This is a genomic window from Streptomyces sp. NPDC091376 (assembly GCF_044757085.1).
GTDB classification, from domain to species: Bacteria; Actinomycetota; Actinomycetes; order Streptomycetales; family Streptomycetaceae; genus Streptomyces; species Streptomyces pratisoli.
The window spans coordinates 58,075-73,762 of record NZ_JBIVUF010000002.1; the positions used below are offsets into that span (position 1 = coordinate 58,075).

A 15,688-nucleotide genomic window follows, 5' to 3' on the forward strand; every position below is an offset into this window, starting at 1 on the left:
GTTCCAGCAACACTGCCTTCACACAAGGCCCGCCATCACCCGTCACAATGGGGAACCATGATCCGATTCGAGCATGTGAGCAAGCGGTATCCGGACGGCACCACCGCCGTCGACGACCTCTCCTTCGAGGTCGCCGCGGGCGAACTGGTCACGCTCGTCGGACCGTCCGGCTGCGGCAAGACCACCACGATGAAGATGGTCAACCGGCTCATCGAACCGACCGAAGGCCGGATATTCCTGGGCGGAGACGACATATCCGCCATCGACCCCGTCCAGTTGCGCCGCCGCATCGGCTACGTCATCCAGCAGGTCGGCCTCTTCCCGCACAAGACGGTCCTGGAGAACACCGCGACGGTGCCGCATCTGCTCGGCTGGAACCGCGACAAGGGCCGCGCGAGGGCCGCCGAACTCCTCGATCTCGTCGGCCTCGACCCGAGCGTCTACGGCAACCGCTACCCCGAGCAGCTCTCCGGCGGCCAGCGTCAGCGCGTGGGCGTGGCCCGGGCGCTGGCGGCCGATCCGCCGGTCCTGCTGATGGACGAGCCGTTCGGTGCCGTCGACCCCGTCGTGCGCGATCACCTGCAGAGCGAGTTCCTCAAGCTCCAGGACGCCGTCCGCAAGACGGTCCTGTTCGTCACCCACGACATCGAGGAGGCCGTCCGGCTCGGTGACCGCATCGCCGTCTACGGGCAGGGCAGGATCGAGCAGTTCGACGCCCCGGCCGCGGTCCTGGGCGCCCCGGCCACCCCGTACGTGGCGGACTTCGTCGGCGCGGACCGCGGGCTCAAGCGGCTGTCCGTCACCCCCATCGAGGAGGGCGATCTCGAACAGCCGCCCGTCGTGCACCTCGACGACCCGCTGCCCCGCGAGCTCGCCTCGCGCTGGGCCGTCGTCCTGGACTCCGAGGACAGGCTGCACGGCTGGATCTCCGCCGAGCACGCCGGCCGCAGCGGCTCCGTACGCGAGCACGCCCGCCGCATGGAGGCCTGGCTGCCCGTCGGCGCCTCCCTGAAGCAGGCGTTCTCCACGATGCTGCAGCACGACGCGGGCTGGATCGCGGTCATCGACAAGGAGGAGCAGGGACGTTTCCTCGGTGTGCTGACCCCGGCACGGTTGCACGAGGCGCTGCGCCGCTCCATCGACGCGGACGCCCAGGCCGTCCCCCGTACCGCCGTGCGCATCGACAAGGTCCCGTCGCCGTGACCGCCGGCGTCAGGCCGCGCTGAGCCTGCCGCTGATCCACACCAGCGCCGGCGGGATCTCCCGGCGCCAGGTGTTGAAGTTGTGCCCGCCGCTGTCGAGCGTGATGGACGAGACGCGCGCGGGCGCCTTGACCTTCTTGATGAAGTCGCGGGTGCCCTTGAGGTTGCCCTCGCCCTGCTCGGACGTGGTGACCAGGAAGGACGAGGCGCCCTGCGGCCGGTGGTCCAGGCTCCACAGCAGGTTCGCCCGCTGCCGCTCGTGCTTGTTCCCCTGGAAGAGGTCGCCGGTCGTCGGATCCTCGGCGGCCTTGTAGTACGCGGACAGACCCGCCCCGGCCGCGAACCGCTCCGGGTGGTGCACGGCTATCTTCAGCGCGCAGTAGCCGCCGGTCGAGTTCCCCATGAAACCCCAGTTCCGCGGCTTGGTGCCGACGCGGTACGTCTCCGAGACCGCGGCCGGCAGATCCTTCGCGAAGAAGGTCTCGGTCTGCGGGCCGCCCGGGACGTCCACGCACTCGGTGTCCCGGGGCGGCGCGATCGTGGGCCGCAGCATCACCAGGATCATCGGCTGCATCTTCCCGTCCTTCGCCTGCTGGTGTGCCGTTCTCGGGTACTTGAGGCCCTTGAGCAGGTTCTCCGCGGTGCCCGGATAGCCGGTCAGGACGACCGTCGCGGGAAACGTCTTCTTCGCGTAGGCGGGCTGGAAGTACTCGGGCGGCAGATACACGTACGCCGGGCTGTCGATCTTCGCCTTCTCCCCGATGATCACGACCTTCTGGATCTGCCCGCCGACCGCCGGCCGGGCACCACCCGGCACGTCCAGGCGCTGCTTGCCCACCACCTTGACGGTCCTGCTGCTCGCCGAGTGGTCGACGACCACGCCCATCTCCTGCTGTTGGCCGAAGAGGTCGGCCCACGAGCCGTAGAACAGGAAGGAGTTGTTCGCGGCCAGGCCCACCGAGGCGAACAGCGCGAGCTGGGTGGCGAGCAGCAGGCCCACCCTGCCGAGCACGGCGCGCCAGCTGCGGCGGGACAGGCGCGGCCAGAGCCAGATCGTCGCGGCGAAGAGAGCCACGGCGGCCAGAACGGCCAGCGCCAGAACCTTGTTACTGGTGAGACCCATGAGGCGATCGAGCTTCTTCCGTGAGAATTTCCTGAGAGTGAGTGAACCCGCCGCCCGGAAGTGCCGTCCTAGAGAGCGCAAATTGTCCGTGCCGACTGTTCTGCGGCGAAGGACTCCACAATCTCTCTCGAGAGCCACGGGAAGCGATGTCTGTCACGATAGATGGGGATAAGTCGGGCTTGGTTCCGGATCGTCTGCGCCGGATCCTGAGCGGCCCGCGCGCCGAATCCGTTCCTGCTCTGGTCGGCACGGCCTGCACCTTCATCGGCCTGATCGACATCGCCGCAGGAGTCTTCCCGCGCTTCCGGCACAGCCGGATGCACGCCCTCGCCGAAGTGCTCCCGGGCGCCCTCGGCCCGTTCGCCGCCGCGCTCTCCCTCAGCGTCGGCGTCCTGCTGCTGCTCCTCGCACACGGTCTCAAGCGGCACAAGCGGCGCGCCTGGCGGGCCGCCGTCATCCTGCTGCCGGCCGGGGCGGCCGCCCAGTTCGCCTACCGCCACTCCGTCATCGGCGTCCTGCTGTCGCTGACGCTGCTCGCCCTGCTGCTGCGTCACCGCGGCCAGTTCGCGGCGCTGCCCGACCCCCGCAGCCGGTGGAAGGCACTGGCCAACTTCGTGCTGATGGGCGCCGGTTCGATCATTCTGGGCCTGGTCATCGTCAGCGCCCATCCGCGCAGGGTCATCGGCAGCCCCAGCCTCACCGACCGCCTCGAGCACGTCCTCTTCGGCCTCTTCGGCGTCGAGGGCCCGGTCGGCTACGAAGGCCGCGTCGACTGGACCGTCGGCTACTCGCTCGGCGCGCTCGGCCTGCTCACCGCCATCACCACCATCTACCTCGCCTTCCGCCCCGAGCACCCGGCGGCCACCCTCACCGAGGACGACGAGGCACAGCTCCGCGAACTGCTCGCCAGGCACGGCGGCCGCGACTCCCTCGGCCACTTCGCGCTCCGCCGTGACAAGGGCGTCGTCTTCTCCCCCAGCGGCAAGGCGGCCGTCACCTACCGCGTCGTCTCCGGCGTGATGCTCGCCAGCGGCGACCCGATCGGCGACGTGGAAGCCTGGCCCGGCGCCATCGAGCGCTTCATGGACGAGGCCAAGGCCCACTCCTGGACCCCCGCGGTCATGGGCTGCTCCGAGACCGGCGGCGAGGTGTGGACCCGCGAGACCGGCCTGGACGCCCTGGAACTCGGCGACGAGGCGGTGGTGGACGTCGCGGATTTCTCGCTCACCGGGCGCGCGATGCGCAATGTGCGCCAGATGGTGAAGCGCATCGAGCGCAACGGTTACGAGACCCGCGTCCGCCGCGTCCGTGATCTCTCCGACGGAGAGCTGGAGCGGATACGCCGGGCCGCGGAGGACTGGCGCGGCACCGAGACCGAGCGCGGCTTCTCCATGGCCCTCGGCAGGATCGGTGACCCCTCCGACGGCGACAGCGTGATCGCCACCGCCCACAAGGACGAGGGCGAGCCGGGCCCGTACGGCGACCTGAAGGCCGTCCTCCACTTCGTCCCGTGGGGTGCGGACGGCATGTCCCTGGACCTGATGCGCCGCGACCGCTCCGCCGACCCCGGCATGAACGAGCTGCTGATCGTCGCCGCCCTGCAGGCCTCCCCCAAGCTCGGCATCGAGCGGGTCTCGCTGAACTTCGCGATGTTCCGCTCGGCGCTCGCCCGCGGCGAGAAGCTGGGCGCCGGCCCGGTCCTGCGCTCCTGGCGGGGACTGCTGGTGTTCCTCTCCCGCTGGTTCCAGATCGAGTCGCTGTACAAGTTCAACGCCAAGTTCCGGCCACGCTGGGAGCCGCGCTTCGTGGTCTTCCGCAAGACCCGCGACCTGCCCCGCATCGGCTTCGCCGCGATGCAGGCCGAGGGCTTCGTGACCTTGGCACTGCCCCGCCCCTTCCGGCGCCGGCGCACCCGCGCGCCACGCCCCTGCGCCCACATCCACCCGGCGTCGGCCGGCGAGCGCGAGATGCGCGCGGCGTAGCGGAGCGGCAGCGGCGTAGCGGGGCGGCGTACGGGCCTAGGCTGGTCGTATGAGTACGTTGCGTGGACGGGGCACGGCCGAGGGCCTGCCGGAGTGGGACCGCTGTGCGGTGATGGGAGTCGTCAATGTGACGCCCGACTCCTTCTCCGACGGAGGCCGCTGGTTCGACACCACGGCAGCCGTCAAGCACGGCCTCGACCTCGTCGCCGAGGGCGCCGATCTCGTGGACGTCGGTGGCGAGTCCACCAGGCCCGGGGCCACGCGGGTCGACGAGGACGAGGAGCTGCGGCGCGTCGTCCCCGTCGTACGGGGCCTGGCGGCCGAAGGCGTCACCGTCTCCGTCGACACCATGCGCGCCTCGGTCGCCGCCCGGGCGGTAGCGGCCGGGGCGGTGCTGGTCAACGACGTCTCCGGCGGACTCGCCGACCCGGAGATGGTCCCGGCCGTCGCCGCCGCCGAGGTGCCGTTCGTCGTGATGCACTGGCGCGGCTTCAGCGAGGACATGAACAGCCGGGCGGTGTACGGGGACGTCGTCGCCGAGGTCGCAGCGGAGCTGCGCGAGCGGATGGACGCGGTGATCGCGGGCGGTGTCGCCGCCGAGCGGATCATCATCGACCCGGGCCTCGGCTTCGCCAAGCAGGCCGAGCACGACCTCGCGCTGGTCGCCCGTCTCGCCGAGCTGCGCGCGCTGGGCCGCCCGTTGCTGGTCGCCGCCTCCCGCAAACGGTTCCTCGGCCATGTGCTGGCGGACGGCGCCCCGACCCCGCCGCCCGCCCGTGAGCGGGACGCGGCCACCGCCGCCGTCTCCGCCATCGCCGCCCACGAGGGCGCCTGGGCCGTGCGGGTCCACGAGGTACGGGCCACGGCGGACGCCGTGCGGGTCGCGCGGGCGGTCGAGGGCGCGGGAAGGACACAGTGACTTCCCGTACCGACGTCGAAAGCGTCGAGGCAGCCAATACCGCCTTCTACGAAGCGATGGAGCGCGGCGACTTCGAGGGGATCGCGTCGCTGTGGCTGGACGGCGAAGGCGCCGACGACATCTCCTGCGTGCATCCGGGGTGGCCGGTGCTGTCGGGACGCGGCGAGGTGCTGCGCTCGTACGCGCTGATCATGGCCAACACGGAGTACATCCAGTTCTTCCTCACCGATGTACGCGTCAGCGTCGTCGGCGACACCGCGCTCGTCACCTGCACGGAGAACATCCTCAGTGGCGGCCCCGCGGAGGAGGCCGGGGAGCTCGGACCTCTCGTGGGACAACTGGTGGTCGCCACGAATGTGTTCCGGCGCACACCGGAGGGCTGGAGAATCTGGTCACACCACGGCTCACCGGTTCTGGCCGAATCGGACGACGAACAGGACGGCGAATCCCCCTCCTGAGTGGGTAAACGGGCATGTGGGAGGTTCGTATCCACGACTGCGGGGTAGGCGCGGCTACCAGTCGCCGACCGCTCTGTCCATAGCCCCCGTGGGCAGGTGGTGTCAGTGCTCGCAGGTAGATTCGAACCCGTGCACTGCTGCCGCCCGCACGCGGCTGTGTGCGCGCAGGACCTACGACAGCAGGAGTGATTCGCGTGGATCGTGTCGCGCTGCGCGGCCTCAAGGCCCGCGGGCACCATGGCGTCTTCCCCCGGGAGCGCGAGGAGGGGCAGACCTTCATCGTGGACCTGGTGCTCGGCCTGGACACCCGCCCTGCGGCGGCCGACGACGACCTGGCGAAGACCGTGCACTACGGAGTGGTGGCGGAGGAGGTCGTCGACGTCGTCCAGGGCGACCCGGTGGACCTGATCGAGACGCTCGCGGAGCGCATCGCCCAGCAGTGCCTCAAGCACGAGGGCGTCCAGGAGGTCGAGGTCGTCGTGCACAAGCCGGACGCCCCGATCACCGTCCCGTTCGACGATGTGACCATCACGATCACCCGGAGCCGAGCATGAGCGACCCCACAGTGCAGCCCGTGCCCACCGCCGTCGTCGAGCAGGTCGACGCGGCGGACATCACCCTGTCCAACCCGAAGCGGGCCGTGATCGCGCTCGGCGCCAATCTCGGCAACCGCCTGGAGACCATCCAGGGCGCCATCGACGCGCTGGAGGACACGCCCGGCGTGCGCGTCAAGGCGGTCTCTCCCGTGTACGAGACGGAGCCGTGGGGCGTCGAGCCGGGCTCCCAGCCGTCGTACTTCAACGCGGTGGTGCTCGTGAAGACGACCCTGCCGCCCAGCTCCCTGCTGGAGCGCGGTCAGGCCATCGAGGAGGCGTTCGACCGGGTGCGCGAGGAGCGCTGGGGTCCGCGCACGATCGACGTCGACATCGTGGCGTACGCGGAAGTGATCTCCGACGACCCGGTGCTCACGCTCCCGCACCCACGGGCGCATGAGCGGGCCTTCGTCCTCGCCCCGTGGCACGACGTGGAGCCCGAGGCCCAGCTTCCGGGCCGCGGGCCGGTCGCCGAGCTGCTCGACGGCGTCGGCCGGACCGGGGTCGCGCCGCGCGTGGACCTGGAACTCCGCCTGCCCGAATAGTCGTTACGCTTTCCAGGGTCGCCGACACGAAGGGCACATGGTGAAGCAACTACGGCTCGGGGTACTCGCCGGGCTCTTCGTGGTGGCCGGAATCCTGTCATGGGCCGGCACCCGCCTGTGGGACTCGGTCGGTACGCTGCCGAGCGTGCCGCTGGCCGCGCCGATCGTGCTCGCGGCGATCGCCGCGGTCCTCGCCGCGACCGCGCTCTCGCTCCGTGCCCGGCTGCGCGCCCAGCGCGAGCGCCGTCCCGGCGCGAAGGGGGTCGAGCCGCTGATGGCCGCCCGCGCGGTCGTCTTCGGCCAGGCGAGCGCCCTGGTCGCGGCCCTCGTCAGCGGTCTGTACGGCGGCACGGGCGTCTTCCTGCTCGGCTCCCTCGACATCCCGGCCCGCCGCGACCAGGCGATCTACGCCGGCTTCTCGGTGCTGGCCGGCATCGCGGTGATCGCCGCGGCGATCTTCCTGGAGCGCGTCTGCAAGCTCCCCGAGGACGAGGACAACGGCACGGGCCAGGTCCCGGCGAGGTAGCGGGGGCTGCGCCCCGGCCCCCGCGCCTCGGACGTGCGACGGCCGGGGGCCGCGCCCTGGGCCTCTGCCCTGCGCAGCATCCCGCCCCCGCCCCGGAGTTGAGGCGGGGGCACCGTCCAGTGCGTGGTGGTCAGGCTCAGCGCGCCATGATCAGGCTCATCGCCTCATTGCGGGTGGCGACGTCGCGAAGCTGCCCGCGCACCGCGGAGGTGATCGTCTTCGCGCCCGGCTTACGGATGCCGCGCATCGACATGCACATGTGCTCGCACTCGATCACCACGATCACTCCGCGCGGCTCCAGGATGTCCATCAGGGAGTCCGCGACCTGCGTGGTCAGCCGCTCCTGTACCTGAGGGCGGCGGGCGAAGACATCGACGAGGCGCGCCAGCTTGGACAGTCCGGTGATCTTGCCGGTGGTCGAGGGGATGTAGCCGACGTGGGCGACGCCCCGGAAAGGCACCAGGTGGTGCTCACAGGTCGAGAACACCTCGATGTCCTTCACCAGGACCATCTCGTCGTGTCCCAGGTCGAACGTCGTCGTCAGCACGTCCTCCGGCTGCTGCCACAGCCCGGAGAATATTTCCTTGTACGCCCGCGCCACCCGCCCGGGCGTCTCCCGCAGGCCCTCGCGGTCCGGGTCCTCGCCGACCGCGATGAGGAGTTCGCGCACGGCGTTCTCGGCGCGCTTCTCGTCGAACTCGCCGATCCTGCCCTCGCCGTCCAGCGTCACCGGGTCGGTCATGTGTGCCTCGTTCCTGTGCTCCGACATGGCGTGAAAACGCCGCATCTCCCAGGCTAGAACCCGGGAGATGCGGCGTTCATTCCGGACCAGTGGCCCTTGCGGCAGAGTAATGCCTGGTCAGGCCTCTGGGCGCTCTTCCTGAACCGCCTCGGTGGCTGACTTGGTGACATCGGTCACCGTGGGAGCCGCGCCCGCCGTCGCACCGTTGGCCGCGCCGTTCGTCAGGGCGAGCTCCTTCGGGGACAGCACCGGCGGACGGGTGGAGGGGGTACGGCGCGAGGAGCCGGTCCACGCCGGACGGGCCGGGCGCTTCACGATCGGGGCGAAGATCTCGGCGATCTCCTCCTTGCCGAGGGTCTCCTTCTCCAGCAGCGCGAGGACCAGGTTGTCGAGAACGTCGCGGTTCTCGACGAGGATCTCCCAGGCCTCGTTGTGCGCGGTCTCGATGAGCTTCTTGACCTCTTCGTCGACCAGCGCCGCGACCTCTTCCGAGTAGTCGCGCTGATGCGCCATCTCACGGCCCAGGAACGGCTCCGTGTTGTCGCCGCCGAACTTGATCGCGCCGAGCCGCTCGGTCATGCCGTACTGCGTGACCATGGCACGGGCCGTGGCCGTGGCCTTCTCGATGTCGTTCGCCGCGCCCGTGGTGGGGTCGTGGAAGACGAGCTCCTCGGCCGCGCGGCCGCCCAGCATGTAGGCCAGCTGGTCGAGCATCTCGTTGCGCGTGGTGGAGTACTTGTCCTCCTCCGGGAGCACCATCGTGTAGCCGAGGGCCCGGCCTCGGGACAGGATCGTGATCTTGTGGACCGGGTCGGAGTTCGGGGAAGCCGCCGCGACCAGGGCGTGTCCGCCCTCGTGGTACGCGGTGATCTTCTTCTCCTTGTCGGACATGATCCGGGTCCGCTTCTGCGGGCCCGCCACGACGCGGTCGATGGCCTCGTCCAGGAAGTGGTTGTCGATCAGCTTCTTGTCGCTGCGGGCCGTCAGCAGGGCGGCCTCGTTCAGCACGTTCGACAGATCGGCACCCGTGAAGCCGGGGGTGCGGCGGGCGACGGCCGAGAGGTCGACGTCCGGAGCGACCGGCTTGCCCTTCTGGTGGACCTTGAGGATCTCCAGACGGCCCTGCATGTCCGGGCGGTCGACGGCGATCTGCCGGTCGAACCGTCCGGGACGCAGCAGCGCGGGGTCGAGGATGTCCGGCCGGTTCGTGGCGGCGATCAGGATGACGCCGCCCTTCACGTCGAAGCCGTCCATCTCGACGAGGAGCTGGTTCAGCGTCTGCTCGCGCTCGTCGTGGCCACCGCCGAGACCGGCGCCGCGGTGTCGGCCCACCGCGTCGATCTCGTCGACGAAGACGATCGCCGGGGCGTTCGCCTTGGCCTGCTCGAAGAGGTCACGGACCCGGGAGGCACCGACACCGACGAACATCTCGACGAAGTCGGAACCCGAGATCGAGTAGAACGGGACGCCCGCCTCGCCCGCGACGGCACGCGCGAGCAGCGTCTTGCCCGTACCGGGCGGCCCGTACAGCAGCACACCCTTGGGGATCTTGGCGCCGACGGCCTGGAACTTCGCCGGCTCCTGCAGAAACTCCTTGATCTCGTGGAGTTCCTCGACGGCCTCGTCGGATCCGGCCACATCGGAGAAGGTCGTCTTCGGGGTGTCCTTGGTGATGAGCTTGGCCTTGGACTTCCCGAAGTTCATGACCCGGGAGCCGCCGCCCTGCATCTGATTCATCAGGAACAGGAAGACGACCACGATGAGCACGAAGGGCAGCAGCGAGAGGAGCACCGAGAGGAACGGGCTCTGCCGCTCGGGCGAGACCGTGTAGCCCTTCTCGATCTCACCCGCGTCGTACTTCTGCTGCAGGGTCGTGGCGAGCGCGACGCCCTGGTCACCGATGTAGCTCGCCTGGACCTTGTCGCTGCCGTCGACCTTCTGGCCGTCCTTCAGCTCGATCTTGATGATCTGCTCGTCGCCGGTGGTCAGCTTGGCCTGTTCGACCTGGTTCTTGTTGATCGCCTGGACAACCTCGCCGGTGTCCACCGTCTTGTAGCCGCCCGACGAGCCGACGACCTGCATCAGCACGACCACGGCGAGGACGGCCAGCACGATCCACATGACCGGCCCACGGAAGTATCGCTTCACGTCCATCCATACGGAGCGGTGTCGCTCCGTCCCTCCTGCCCGTAGGTAAATGCTGCTATGAGAGTGCTGCTGTGAGACTCAACGGAAAAGACTGTTCTTCGGACGGTACCCCAGCATTGTCACCCGGTACCGCCTTCGCATGCTCCAACGGCGGGAAGGCGGCCGGGGTTCCCGGGGCGCGGCCCGAGCCTCAGCCTCCGTAGACGTGGGGCGCGAGCGTACCCACGAACGGGAGGTTGCGGTACTTCTCGGCGTAGTCGAGGCCGTATCCGACGACGAACTCGTTCGGGATGTCGAATCCGATCCACTTCACGTCGATCGCGACCTTGGCGGCGTCCGGCTTCCGCAGCAGCGTGCAGACCTCCAGCGAGGCCGGCTCACGGGAGCCGAGGTTCGACAGCAGCCACGACAGGGTCAGCCCGGAGTCGATGATGTCCTCGACGATCAGGACGTGCTTGCCCTTGATGTCGGTGTCCAGGTCCTTGAGGATGCGGACCACTCCGGAGGACTGGGTGCCCGCGCCGTAGGACGACACAGCCATCCAGTCCATCGTGACGGGGGTGGACAGCGCACGCGCCAGGTCCGCCATCACCATCACGGCGCCCTTGAGGACTCCGACGATGAGCAGGTCCTTGCCCGCGTACTCTGCGTCGATCTTCGCGGCCAGCTCGGCCAGCTTCGCGTCGATCTCTTCCTTGGTGATGAGGACCGATTTGAGATCGGCGCCCATGTCCTTCTCGTTCACCCGCGTCGCTTTCTGTCTCGGCGTCCCGGCGCTCGGCCCGCTGCCGGCTCAGCCTTGCCGAATGACCAGTCTGCCACCCTGCCGGTGGGCTTCGACCCGGCCGGGCAGGTTCAGGGGCTTCTGGCCGCGCCAGCCGACGATGAGCCGCTCCACCTCCTCGACATGCCGGGCGAAGAGCGAACCCGCAGGTGAACCGGCCGCGACCAGGGCCCGTCGCAGCACCCGGCGGCGGACCGCGGGAGGCAGTGCGTAGAGCTTCGCGCATTCGAGCAGACCGGCGTCGTCCCGGACGGTCGCATCGGCCTGCGCGGCCCAGGCGTCCAGGGCGTCGGCGTCGTCACGGGAGAGCTGGGCGGTGCGGGCCAGGGCCTCGACGACCCCCTTGCCGAGCGCCTTCTCCAGCGCGGGCAGACCCTCGTGGCGCAGCCGCGAGCGGGTGTACGCGGGGTCGGCGTTCATCGGGTCGTCCCAGACGGGCAGATGCTGCACGAGGCAGGCCTTGCGCGCGGTCTGGCGGTCGAGCTGGAGGAAGGGGCGGCGGTAGCGGCCGGTGCCGGAGACGGCGGCCATGCCGGAGAGCGAGCGGATGCCGGAGCCGCGGGCGAGGCCGAGGAGTACGGTCTCGGCCTGGTCGTCGCGGGTGTGGCCGAGCAGGACGGCGACGGCGCCGTGGCGCTCGGCGGCCTCGTCCAGGGCGGCGTAGCGGGCGTCGCGGGCGGCTGCTTCGGGGCCGCCCGTACGGCCGACGGTCACGGCGACGGCCTCGACGGGGTCGAGGTGCAGGGCGGCGAGGCGGTGGGCGACCTCGGCGGCGCGGACGTCGGAGCCGGCCTGCAGACCGTGGTCGACGGTGACGGCACCGGCGCGGACGGACAGCTTCGGGGCCTCGAAGGCGAGAGCGGAGGCGAGGGCCATGGAGTCGGCCCCGCCGGAGCAGGCCACCAGCACGAGGGGCCGCCGGTCGGGAGTCTGCACGGCGCGACGCCCGGTGTTGTGCCCGGCGCGATGCCCGGCGCCGACTCCGGCGCAGTGTCCGGCGCTCTGTCGCACGGCCTCGGACCGCCGGTCGGCGGCGGACATGCCGCCCGGGAGTTCGTTCAGTTCGTTGAGTACGTCGTGGAGTACGCGGCGGACCGCCAGGCGTATCGCCGCGACCGCAGGATGCGGACCCATGTCCGGTGCCCTTCGTGGAGTTGGGGGGTGCCTCGGTGAGGAGTCGGGACGGAGTTCCGGTCACTCAGAGTGTGTCGATGGTGACAGAACCGGCCCGTTCCCCGAGCATTGCACGCCTACCCATTACCTACGGTCCCTCGGATGGGTGATTAGAGGGGCGCCCGTCTGCCGTCGGCCGCACCGCACTCACGGCTCCGCCCGGCGGTGCACCCTCGCGATCCAGTCCGCCGGTTTGGCGATCTCCGCCTTGGTGGGCAGGGTGTTAGGCGAAGTCCAGACCCGGTTGAAACCATCCATACCGACCTCCTCGACGACGGCACGTACGAACCGCTCGCCGTCCCGGTACTGGCGCAGCTTGGCGTCGAGGCCCAGCAGTTTGCGCAACGCCATGTCCAGACGGGAGGCGCCACGGGCGCGTCGTTGCTGGAACTTCTCGCGGATCTCGCCGACGGACGGCACGACCTGGGGGCCGACCCCGTCCATGACGTAGTCCGCGTGGCCTTCCAGTAGGGACATCACGGCGGTGAGCCGGCCGAGGATCTCGCGCTGCTCGGGCGTCTGCACGATCTCGACGAGGGAGCGGCCCTCGTCCTGCTCGCCCTCGGGGCGGCCGCCGGCGAGCGTCTGAGCGGCTTCGCGCAGCCGCTCCAGCACGGTCATGGGGTCGACCTCGGTCTCGGCGAGGAATGACTGGATCTCGCCCTCGAGATGCTCGCGCAGCCAGGGCACGGCGGTGAACTGGGTGCGGTGGGTCTCCTCGTGGAGGCAGACCCAGAGCCGGAAGTCGTGCGGGTCGACCTCCATCTCGCGTTCGACGTGAACGATGTTGGGGGCGACCAGCAGGAGCCTGCCGCCGCTGCCCGGCGCGCCGGGCAGCTCGCGGGTGGGCGGGGCGAAGGTCTCGTACTGACCGAGGACCCGGGAAGCCAGGAACGACAGCAGCATGCCCAGCTCGACGCCGGTCACCTTGCCGCCGACAGCACCCAGGACGGCGCCGCCCGGGCTGCCGGAACGGCGTTCCTGCATCTTGTCGAGCAGGGGCTTCAGCAGCTCGCGGAAGCCCGCGACGTTGGCCTTGACCCAGCCCGCCCGGTCGACGACGAGGACCGGAGTGTCCTCCGGCTCGTGCCCCTCGGGAATCATCCGGGTGAACTCCCGGACGTGCTGCTCGGACGCCTTGGCGTGCCGCCGCAGCTCGGCGACGACGGCCCGCGCCTCGTCCCGGCTGACGTCCGGCCCCGGCCGTACGAGGCGGATCGCGGTCGCGACCGCGAGATTCCAGTCGACCATCTCGGCACCACCGATGCTCGTCATGCGTCAACGGTACGTTGTCGCCCCGCCACACGGTGGGGTGTCGGACCCCAACAGCGCCCTCCGGCCGGGGCCGAGGGCCCCGGTGGCCACCCCGGCGCCGTCACGCACCTCACGCCGCCAGGTGATCCCCATGCCCTCGGCGCCGCCGGACGTCAGCCGACGAGGGCCGCCGCGAGGCGGTCCAGGGCCGGGCGGGCGACGGAGGCGGAGGAGGTGTCACCCGCGAGGAAGGCGAACGCGAGGAGGCGGCCGTCGCGTGAGACGACCGTTCCGGCGAGCGTGTCGATGTGGCTGAGGGTGCCGGTCTTGGCGCGGACGAGGCCGGCGGAGCCGGCCGAGGAGCGGCCGCTGAGGGTGCCGGTGAAGCCCGCGACGGGCAGTCCGGTGAGGACCGGGCGGAGCTCGGGGTGGGCGGGGTCGGCGGCTCGGCTCAGGACGGCGGTGAGGAACGCCGCGGAGACCTTGTCCGCGCGGTTGAGCCCGCTGCCGTCTGCGAACCGGGCGCCGGCGACGGGCAGTTTCAGCCGCTTGAGCCGTTCGGTGACGGCGTCTTGCGCCCCGGCGAAGCTCGCGGGCCGGCCCCCGGCGATCGCGGTCTGCCGGGCCAGTGCCTCGGCGATGTCGTTGTCGCTGTTGGTCAGCATGCGTTCGACGAGCGCGGAGACCGGCGCGGAGTGGGTCGTGGCGAGGGGGAAGGGCTTGGCGGGGGCCTTGGCCGGAGTGGGCCCCGCCTCGGTATTCACGCCGTGCTCGCTCAGCAGCCCGACGAACGCGCGGGCCGCGTCGCCCGCCGGATCGGTGCCGCGGTCGGCGCTGCCCTCCGTCGAGTCGTCGAGGCGCCCTTCGTTGAGCATCAGGGGCGTGACGGGGGCGATGTTGTCGTTGCCGGCGCCGATGGGATGCGCCACCGGACCCTTGTAGAGCGTCGTGTCGTAGGCGAGGCGGACGGTGGTGACGCCCCGGTCGCGCAGGGCGTGCGCGGTGCGCTCGGCCAGGGAGCGCAGCCGGGGCATGTCGAGCGTGGGGTCCCCGCCGCCGACCAGGGTGATCCCGCGGAAGTCGGGTGCGGCGACGACCGTGGTGGGGATGCGGTGGTCGGGGCCTGTCGCGGACAGCACGGCGGCCGCGGTGGCGATCTTGATCGTGGACGCTGGGGTCATGGGCGTGGCCGCGCCACGCCCGTACAGCTGCTTTCCGGTGCCGACGTCCACCACCGAGGCGGTACGGACCGGTCCGAGCGCCGGGTCGTCCAGCAGCGGGGCGAGGGCCTTGGCCACGGAGGCGGGCGACGTGGCGGGCGGGTCGGCGGGCCCGGTGTCGGACCGGGTGACGGGGGCGGGCGCGGCGGCGAGTACGCCGGGGGCGCTCGGCGCGGGCGCGGGCCCGGGCGCTTCCGCCGCGTCCACGCCCCGTCCCGGCGCCGGGTGATGTGTGCCACCTGTACGGGCGAGAGAGGCCGCGCGGTCACGCTCGGCCTTACGCTGACCGGAGTCCCAGGGGCCGGCCGCGGTCACCGCCGCGGCCGCGATGGCCAGGCCGATCACGGCCGAGCCTGCCGTGAACTGCCATGTTCCTCGGTCGGGCACCCTTGACCAGCCCCTTTCGCGATCACCCACCTGCGTAGGGGACACTTAATCACTGCGGATAGCGGATAGCCGCGTCACCTACATATGTGTTGATCATGGAGGAGTGCCACCCGTGGAGTTCGACGTCACCATCGAGATCCCGAAGGGGTCGCGGAACAAGTACGAGGTGGACCACGAGACCGGCCGGATCCGTCTGGACCGTCGCCTCTTCACCTCGACGAGTTACCCGGCCGACTACGGCTTCGTCGAGAACACCCTGGGCGAGGACGGCGACCCGCTGGACGCCCTGGTCATCCTGGACGAGCCCACGTTCCCCGGCTGCCTGATCAAGTGCCGCGCCATCGGCATGTTCCGGATGACGGACGAGGCCGGCGGCGACGACAAGCTGCTGTGCGTCCCGGCCTCCGACCCGCGTGTGGAGCACCTGCGGGACATCCACCACGTGTCGGAGTTCGACCGCCTGGAGATCCAGCACTTCTTCGAGGTCTACAAGGACCTGGAGCCGGGCAAGTCCGTCGAGGGCGCGAACTGGGTGGGCCGTACCGAGGCCGAGGCGGAGATCGAGGCCTCCTACAAGCGTCTTGAGGCGCAGGGCGGCGCGCACTGACGCGCCCTGGGCAGACGTAACGGGC

The 15,688-nt window shown here is 70.6% G+C and carries 15 protein-coding genes; 8 read left to right on the plus strand and 7 right to left on the minus strand.

What is annotated here, in order from left to right:
• Positions 1–57 precede the first annotated feature (57 nt).
• Positions 58–1,203: a betaine/proline/choline family ABC transporter ATP-binding protein gene (locus ACIQMR_RS04460; protein WP_358663531.1), complete on the plus strand. Its 1,146-nt coding sequence runs from the start codon at positions 58–60 to the stop codon at positions 1,201–1,203.
• Between the two features lie 9 nt (positions 1,204–1,212).
• On the opposite strand, the gene ACIQMR_RS04465 is transcribed toward ACIQMR_RS04460, so the two are convergent.
• Positions 1,213–2,325: an alpha/beta hydrolase gene (locus tag ACIQMR_RS04465; RefSeq protein ID WP_401382795.1), complete on the minus strand. Its 1,113-nt coding sequence runs from the start codon at positions 2,323–2,325 to the stop codon at positions 1,213–1,215.
• A gap of 146 nt (positions 2,326–2,471) precedes the next feature.
• Here ACIQMR_RS04465 and ACIQMR_RS04470 point away from each other — a divergent pair, with 146 nt between their 5' ends.
• The 6 genes from ACIQMR_RS04470 to ACIQMR_RS04495 all read left to right on the plus strand — a co-directional run bounded on the left by ACIQMR_RS04470 (position 2,472) and on the right by ACIQMR_RS04495 (position 7,348).
• The gene (locus ACIQMR_RS04470) at positions 2,472–4,307 is read left to right on the plus strand and encodes a phosphatidylglycerol lysyltransferase domain-containing protein (RefSeq protein ID WP_401382798.1); all 1,836 of its coding nucleotides are present in this window, start codon (positions 2,472–2,474) and stop codon (positions 4,305–4,307) included.
• 112 nt (positions 4,308–4,419) lie between these two features.
• On the plus strand, positions 4,420–5,226 hold the full coding sequence (folP, locus tag ACIQMR_RS04475; RefSeq protein WP_401384049.1) for a dihydropteroate synthase: 807 nt from the start codon (positions 4,420–4,422) through the stop codon (positions 5,224–5,226).
• Entirely contained in the window at positions 5,223–5,684 is a 462-nt protein-coding gene (locus ACIQMR_RS04480; protein ID WP_266381169.1) for a nuclear transport factor 2 family protein, read from the plus strand. The genes folP and ACIQMR_RS04480 overlap by 4 nt, the downstream gene beginning before the upstream one ends.
• A 194-nt stretch (positions 5,685–5,878) precedes the next feature.
• Positions 5,879–6,238 (plus strand): dihydroneopterin aldolase, encoded by a 360-nt coding sequence (gene folB / locus ACIQMR_RS04485; protein ID WP_266381168.1) that lies wholly within the window; start codon positions 5,879–5,881, stop codon positions 6,236–6,238.
• Positions 6,235–6,822, plus strand: coding sequence for a 2-amino-4-hydroxy-6-hydroxymethyldihydropteridine diphosphokinase (gene folK / locus ACIQMR_RS04490; RefSeq protein ID WP_401382801.1), 588 nt, complete (start codon positions 6,235–6,237; stop codon positions 6,820–6,822). Before folB ends, folK begins: the two co-directional genes overlap by 4 nt.
• Positions 6,823–6,862: 40 nt before the next feature.
• A complete protein-coding gene (locus ACIQMR_RS04495) occupies positions 6,863–7,348 on the plus strand; it encodes a DUF3180 domain-containing protein (RefSeq protein ID WP_401384051.1) in 486 nt (161 codons plus the stop codon).
• A 136-nt stretch (positions 7,349–7,484) separates the two neighbouring features.
• On the opposite strand, the gene folE is transcribed toward ACIQMR_RS04495, so the two are convergent.
• The 6 genes from folE to dacB all read right to left on the minus strand — a co-directional run bounded on the left by folE (position 7,485) and on the right by dacB (position 15,056).
• Positions 7,485–8,090: a GTP cyclohydrolase I FolE gene (gene folE, locus ACIQMR_RS04500; RefSeq protein WP_401382803.1), complete on the minus strand. Its 606-nt coding sequence runs from the start codon at positions 8,088–8,090 to the stop codon at positions 7,485–7,487.
• A 117-nt stretch (positions 8,091–8,207) separates the two neighbouring features.
• Positions 8,208–10,244, minus strand: coding sequence for an ATP-dependent zinc metalloprotease FtsH (gene ftsH / locus ACIQMR_RS04505; RefSeq protein ID WP_401382805.1), 2,037 nt, complete (start codon positions 10,242–10,244; stop codon positions 8,208–8,210).
• Between the two features lie 184 nt (positions 10,245–10,428).
• Entirely contained in the window at positions 10,429–10,968 is a 540-nt protein-coding gene (hpt, locus tag ACIQMR_RS04510) for a hypoxanthine phosphoribosyltransferase (RefSeq protein WP_093660903.1), read from the minus strand.
• Between the two features lie 63 nt (positions 10,969–11,031).
• On the minus strand, positions 11,032–12,156 hold the full coding sequence (gene tilS / locus ACIQMR_RS04515; RefSeq protein ID WP_401382807.1) for a tRNA lysidine(34) synthetase TilS: 1,125 nt from the start codon (positions 12,154–12,156) through the stop codon (positions 11,032–11,034).
• Positions 12,157–12,342: 186 nt separating this feature from the next.
• Positions 12,343–13,470, minus strand: coding sequence for a zinc-dependent metalloprotease (locus tag ACIQMR_RS04520; protein ID WP_401382810.1), 1,128 nt, complete (start codon positions 13,468–13,470; stop codon positions 12,343–12,345).
• A gap of 152 nt (positions 13,471–13,622) precedes the next feature.
• Positions 13,623–15,056, minus strand: a complete 1,434-nt coding sequence (gene dacB, locus ACIQMR_RS04525) for a D-alanyl-D-alanine carboxypeptidase/D-alanyl-D-alanine-endopeptidase (RefSeq protein ID WP_401382812.1) — start codon at positions 15,054–15,056, stop codon at positions 13,623–13,625.
• Between the two features lie 112 nt (positions 15,057–15,168).
• Here dacB and ACIQMR_RS04530 point away from each other — a divergent pair, with 112 nt between their 5' ends.
• Positions 15,169–15,663, plus strand: coding sequence for an inorganic diphosphatase (locus tag ACIQMR_RS04530; protein WP_108151010.1), 495 nt, complete (start codon positions 15,169–15,171; stop codon positions 15,661–15,663).
• Positions 15,664–15,688: the final 25 nt, after the last annotated feature.

Bases quoted from the DNA above. Each gene is read 5' to 3' on its own strand.
- hpt (WP_093660903.1), bottom strand. From the start codon at position 10,968: ATGGGCGCCGATCTCAAATCGGTCCTCATCACCAAGGAAGAGATCGAC.
- ACIQMR_RS04520 (WP_401382810.1), bottom strand. From the start codon at position 13,470: ATGACGAGCATCGGTGGTGCCGAGATGGTCGACTGGAATCTCGCGGTC.
- ACIQMR_RS04465 (WP_401382795.1), bottom strand. From the start codon at position 2,325: ATGGGTCTCACCAGTAACAAGGTTCTGGCGCTGGCCGTTCTGGCCGCC.
- ACIQMR_RS04470 (WP_401382798.1), top strand. From the start codon at position 2,472: ATGTCTGTCACGATAGATGGGGATAAGTCGGGCTTGGTTCCGGATCGT.
- tilS (WP_401382807.1), bottom strand. From the start codon at position 12,156: ATGGGTCCGCATCCTGCGGTCGCGGCGATACGCCTGGCGGTCCGCCGC.
- folP (WP_401384049.1), top strand. From the start codon at position 4,420: ATGGGAGTCGTCAATGTGACGCCCGACTCCTTCTCCGACGGAGGCCGC.
- ftsH (WP_401382805.1), bottom strand. From the start codon at position 10,244: ATGGACGTGAAGCGATACTTCCGTGGGCCGGTCATGTGGATCGTGCTG.
- ACIQMR_RS04460 (WP_358663531.1), top strand. From the start codon at position 58: ATGATCCGATTCGAGCATGTGAGCAAGCGGTATCCGGACGGCACCACC.
- folE (WP_401382803.1), bottom strand. From the start codon at position 8,090: ATGACCGACCCGGTGACGCTGGACGGCGAGGGCAGGATCGGCGAGTTC.
- folK (WP_401382801.1), top strand. From the start codon at position 6,235: ATGAGCGACCCCACAGTGCAGCCCGTGCCCACCGCCGTCGTCGAGCAG.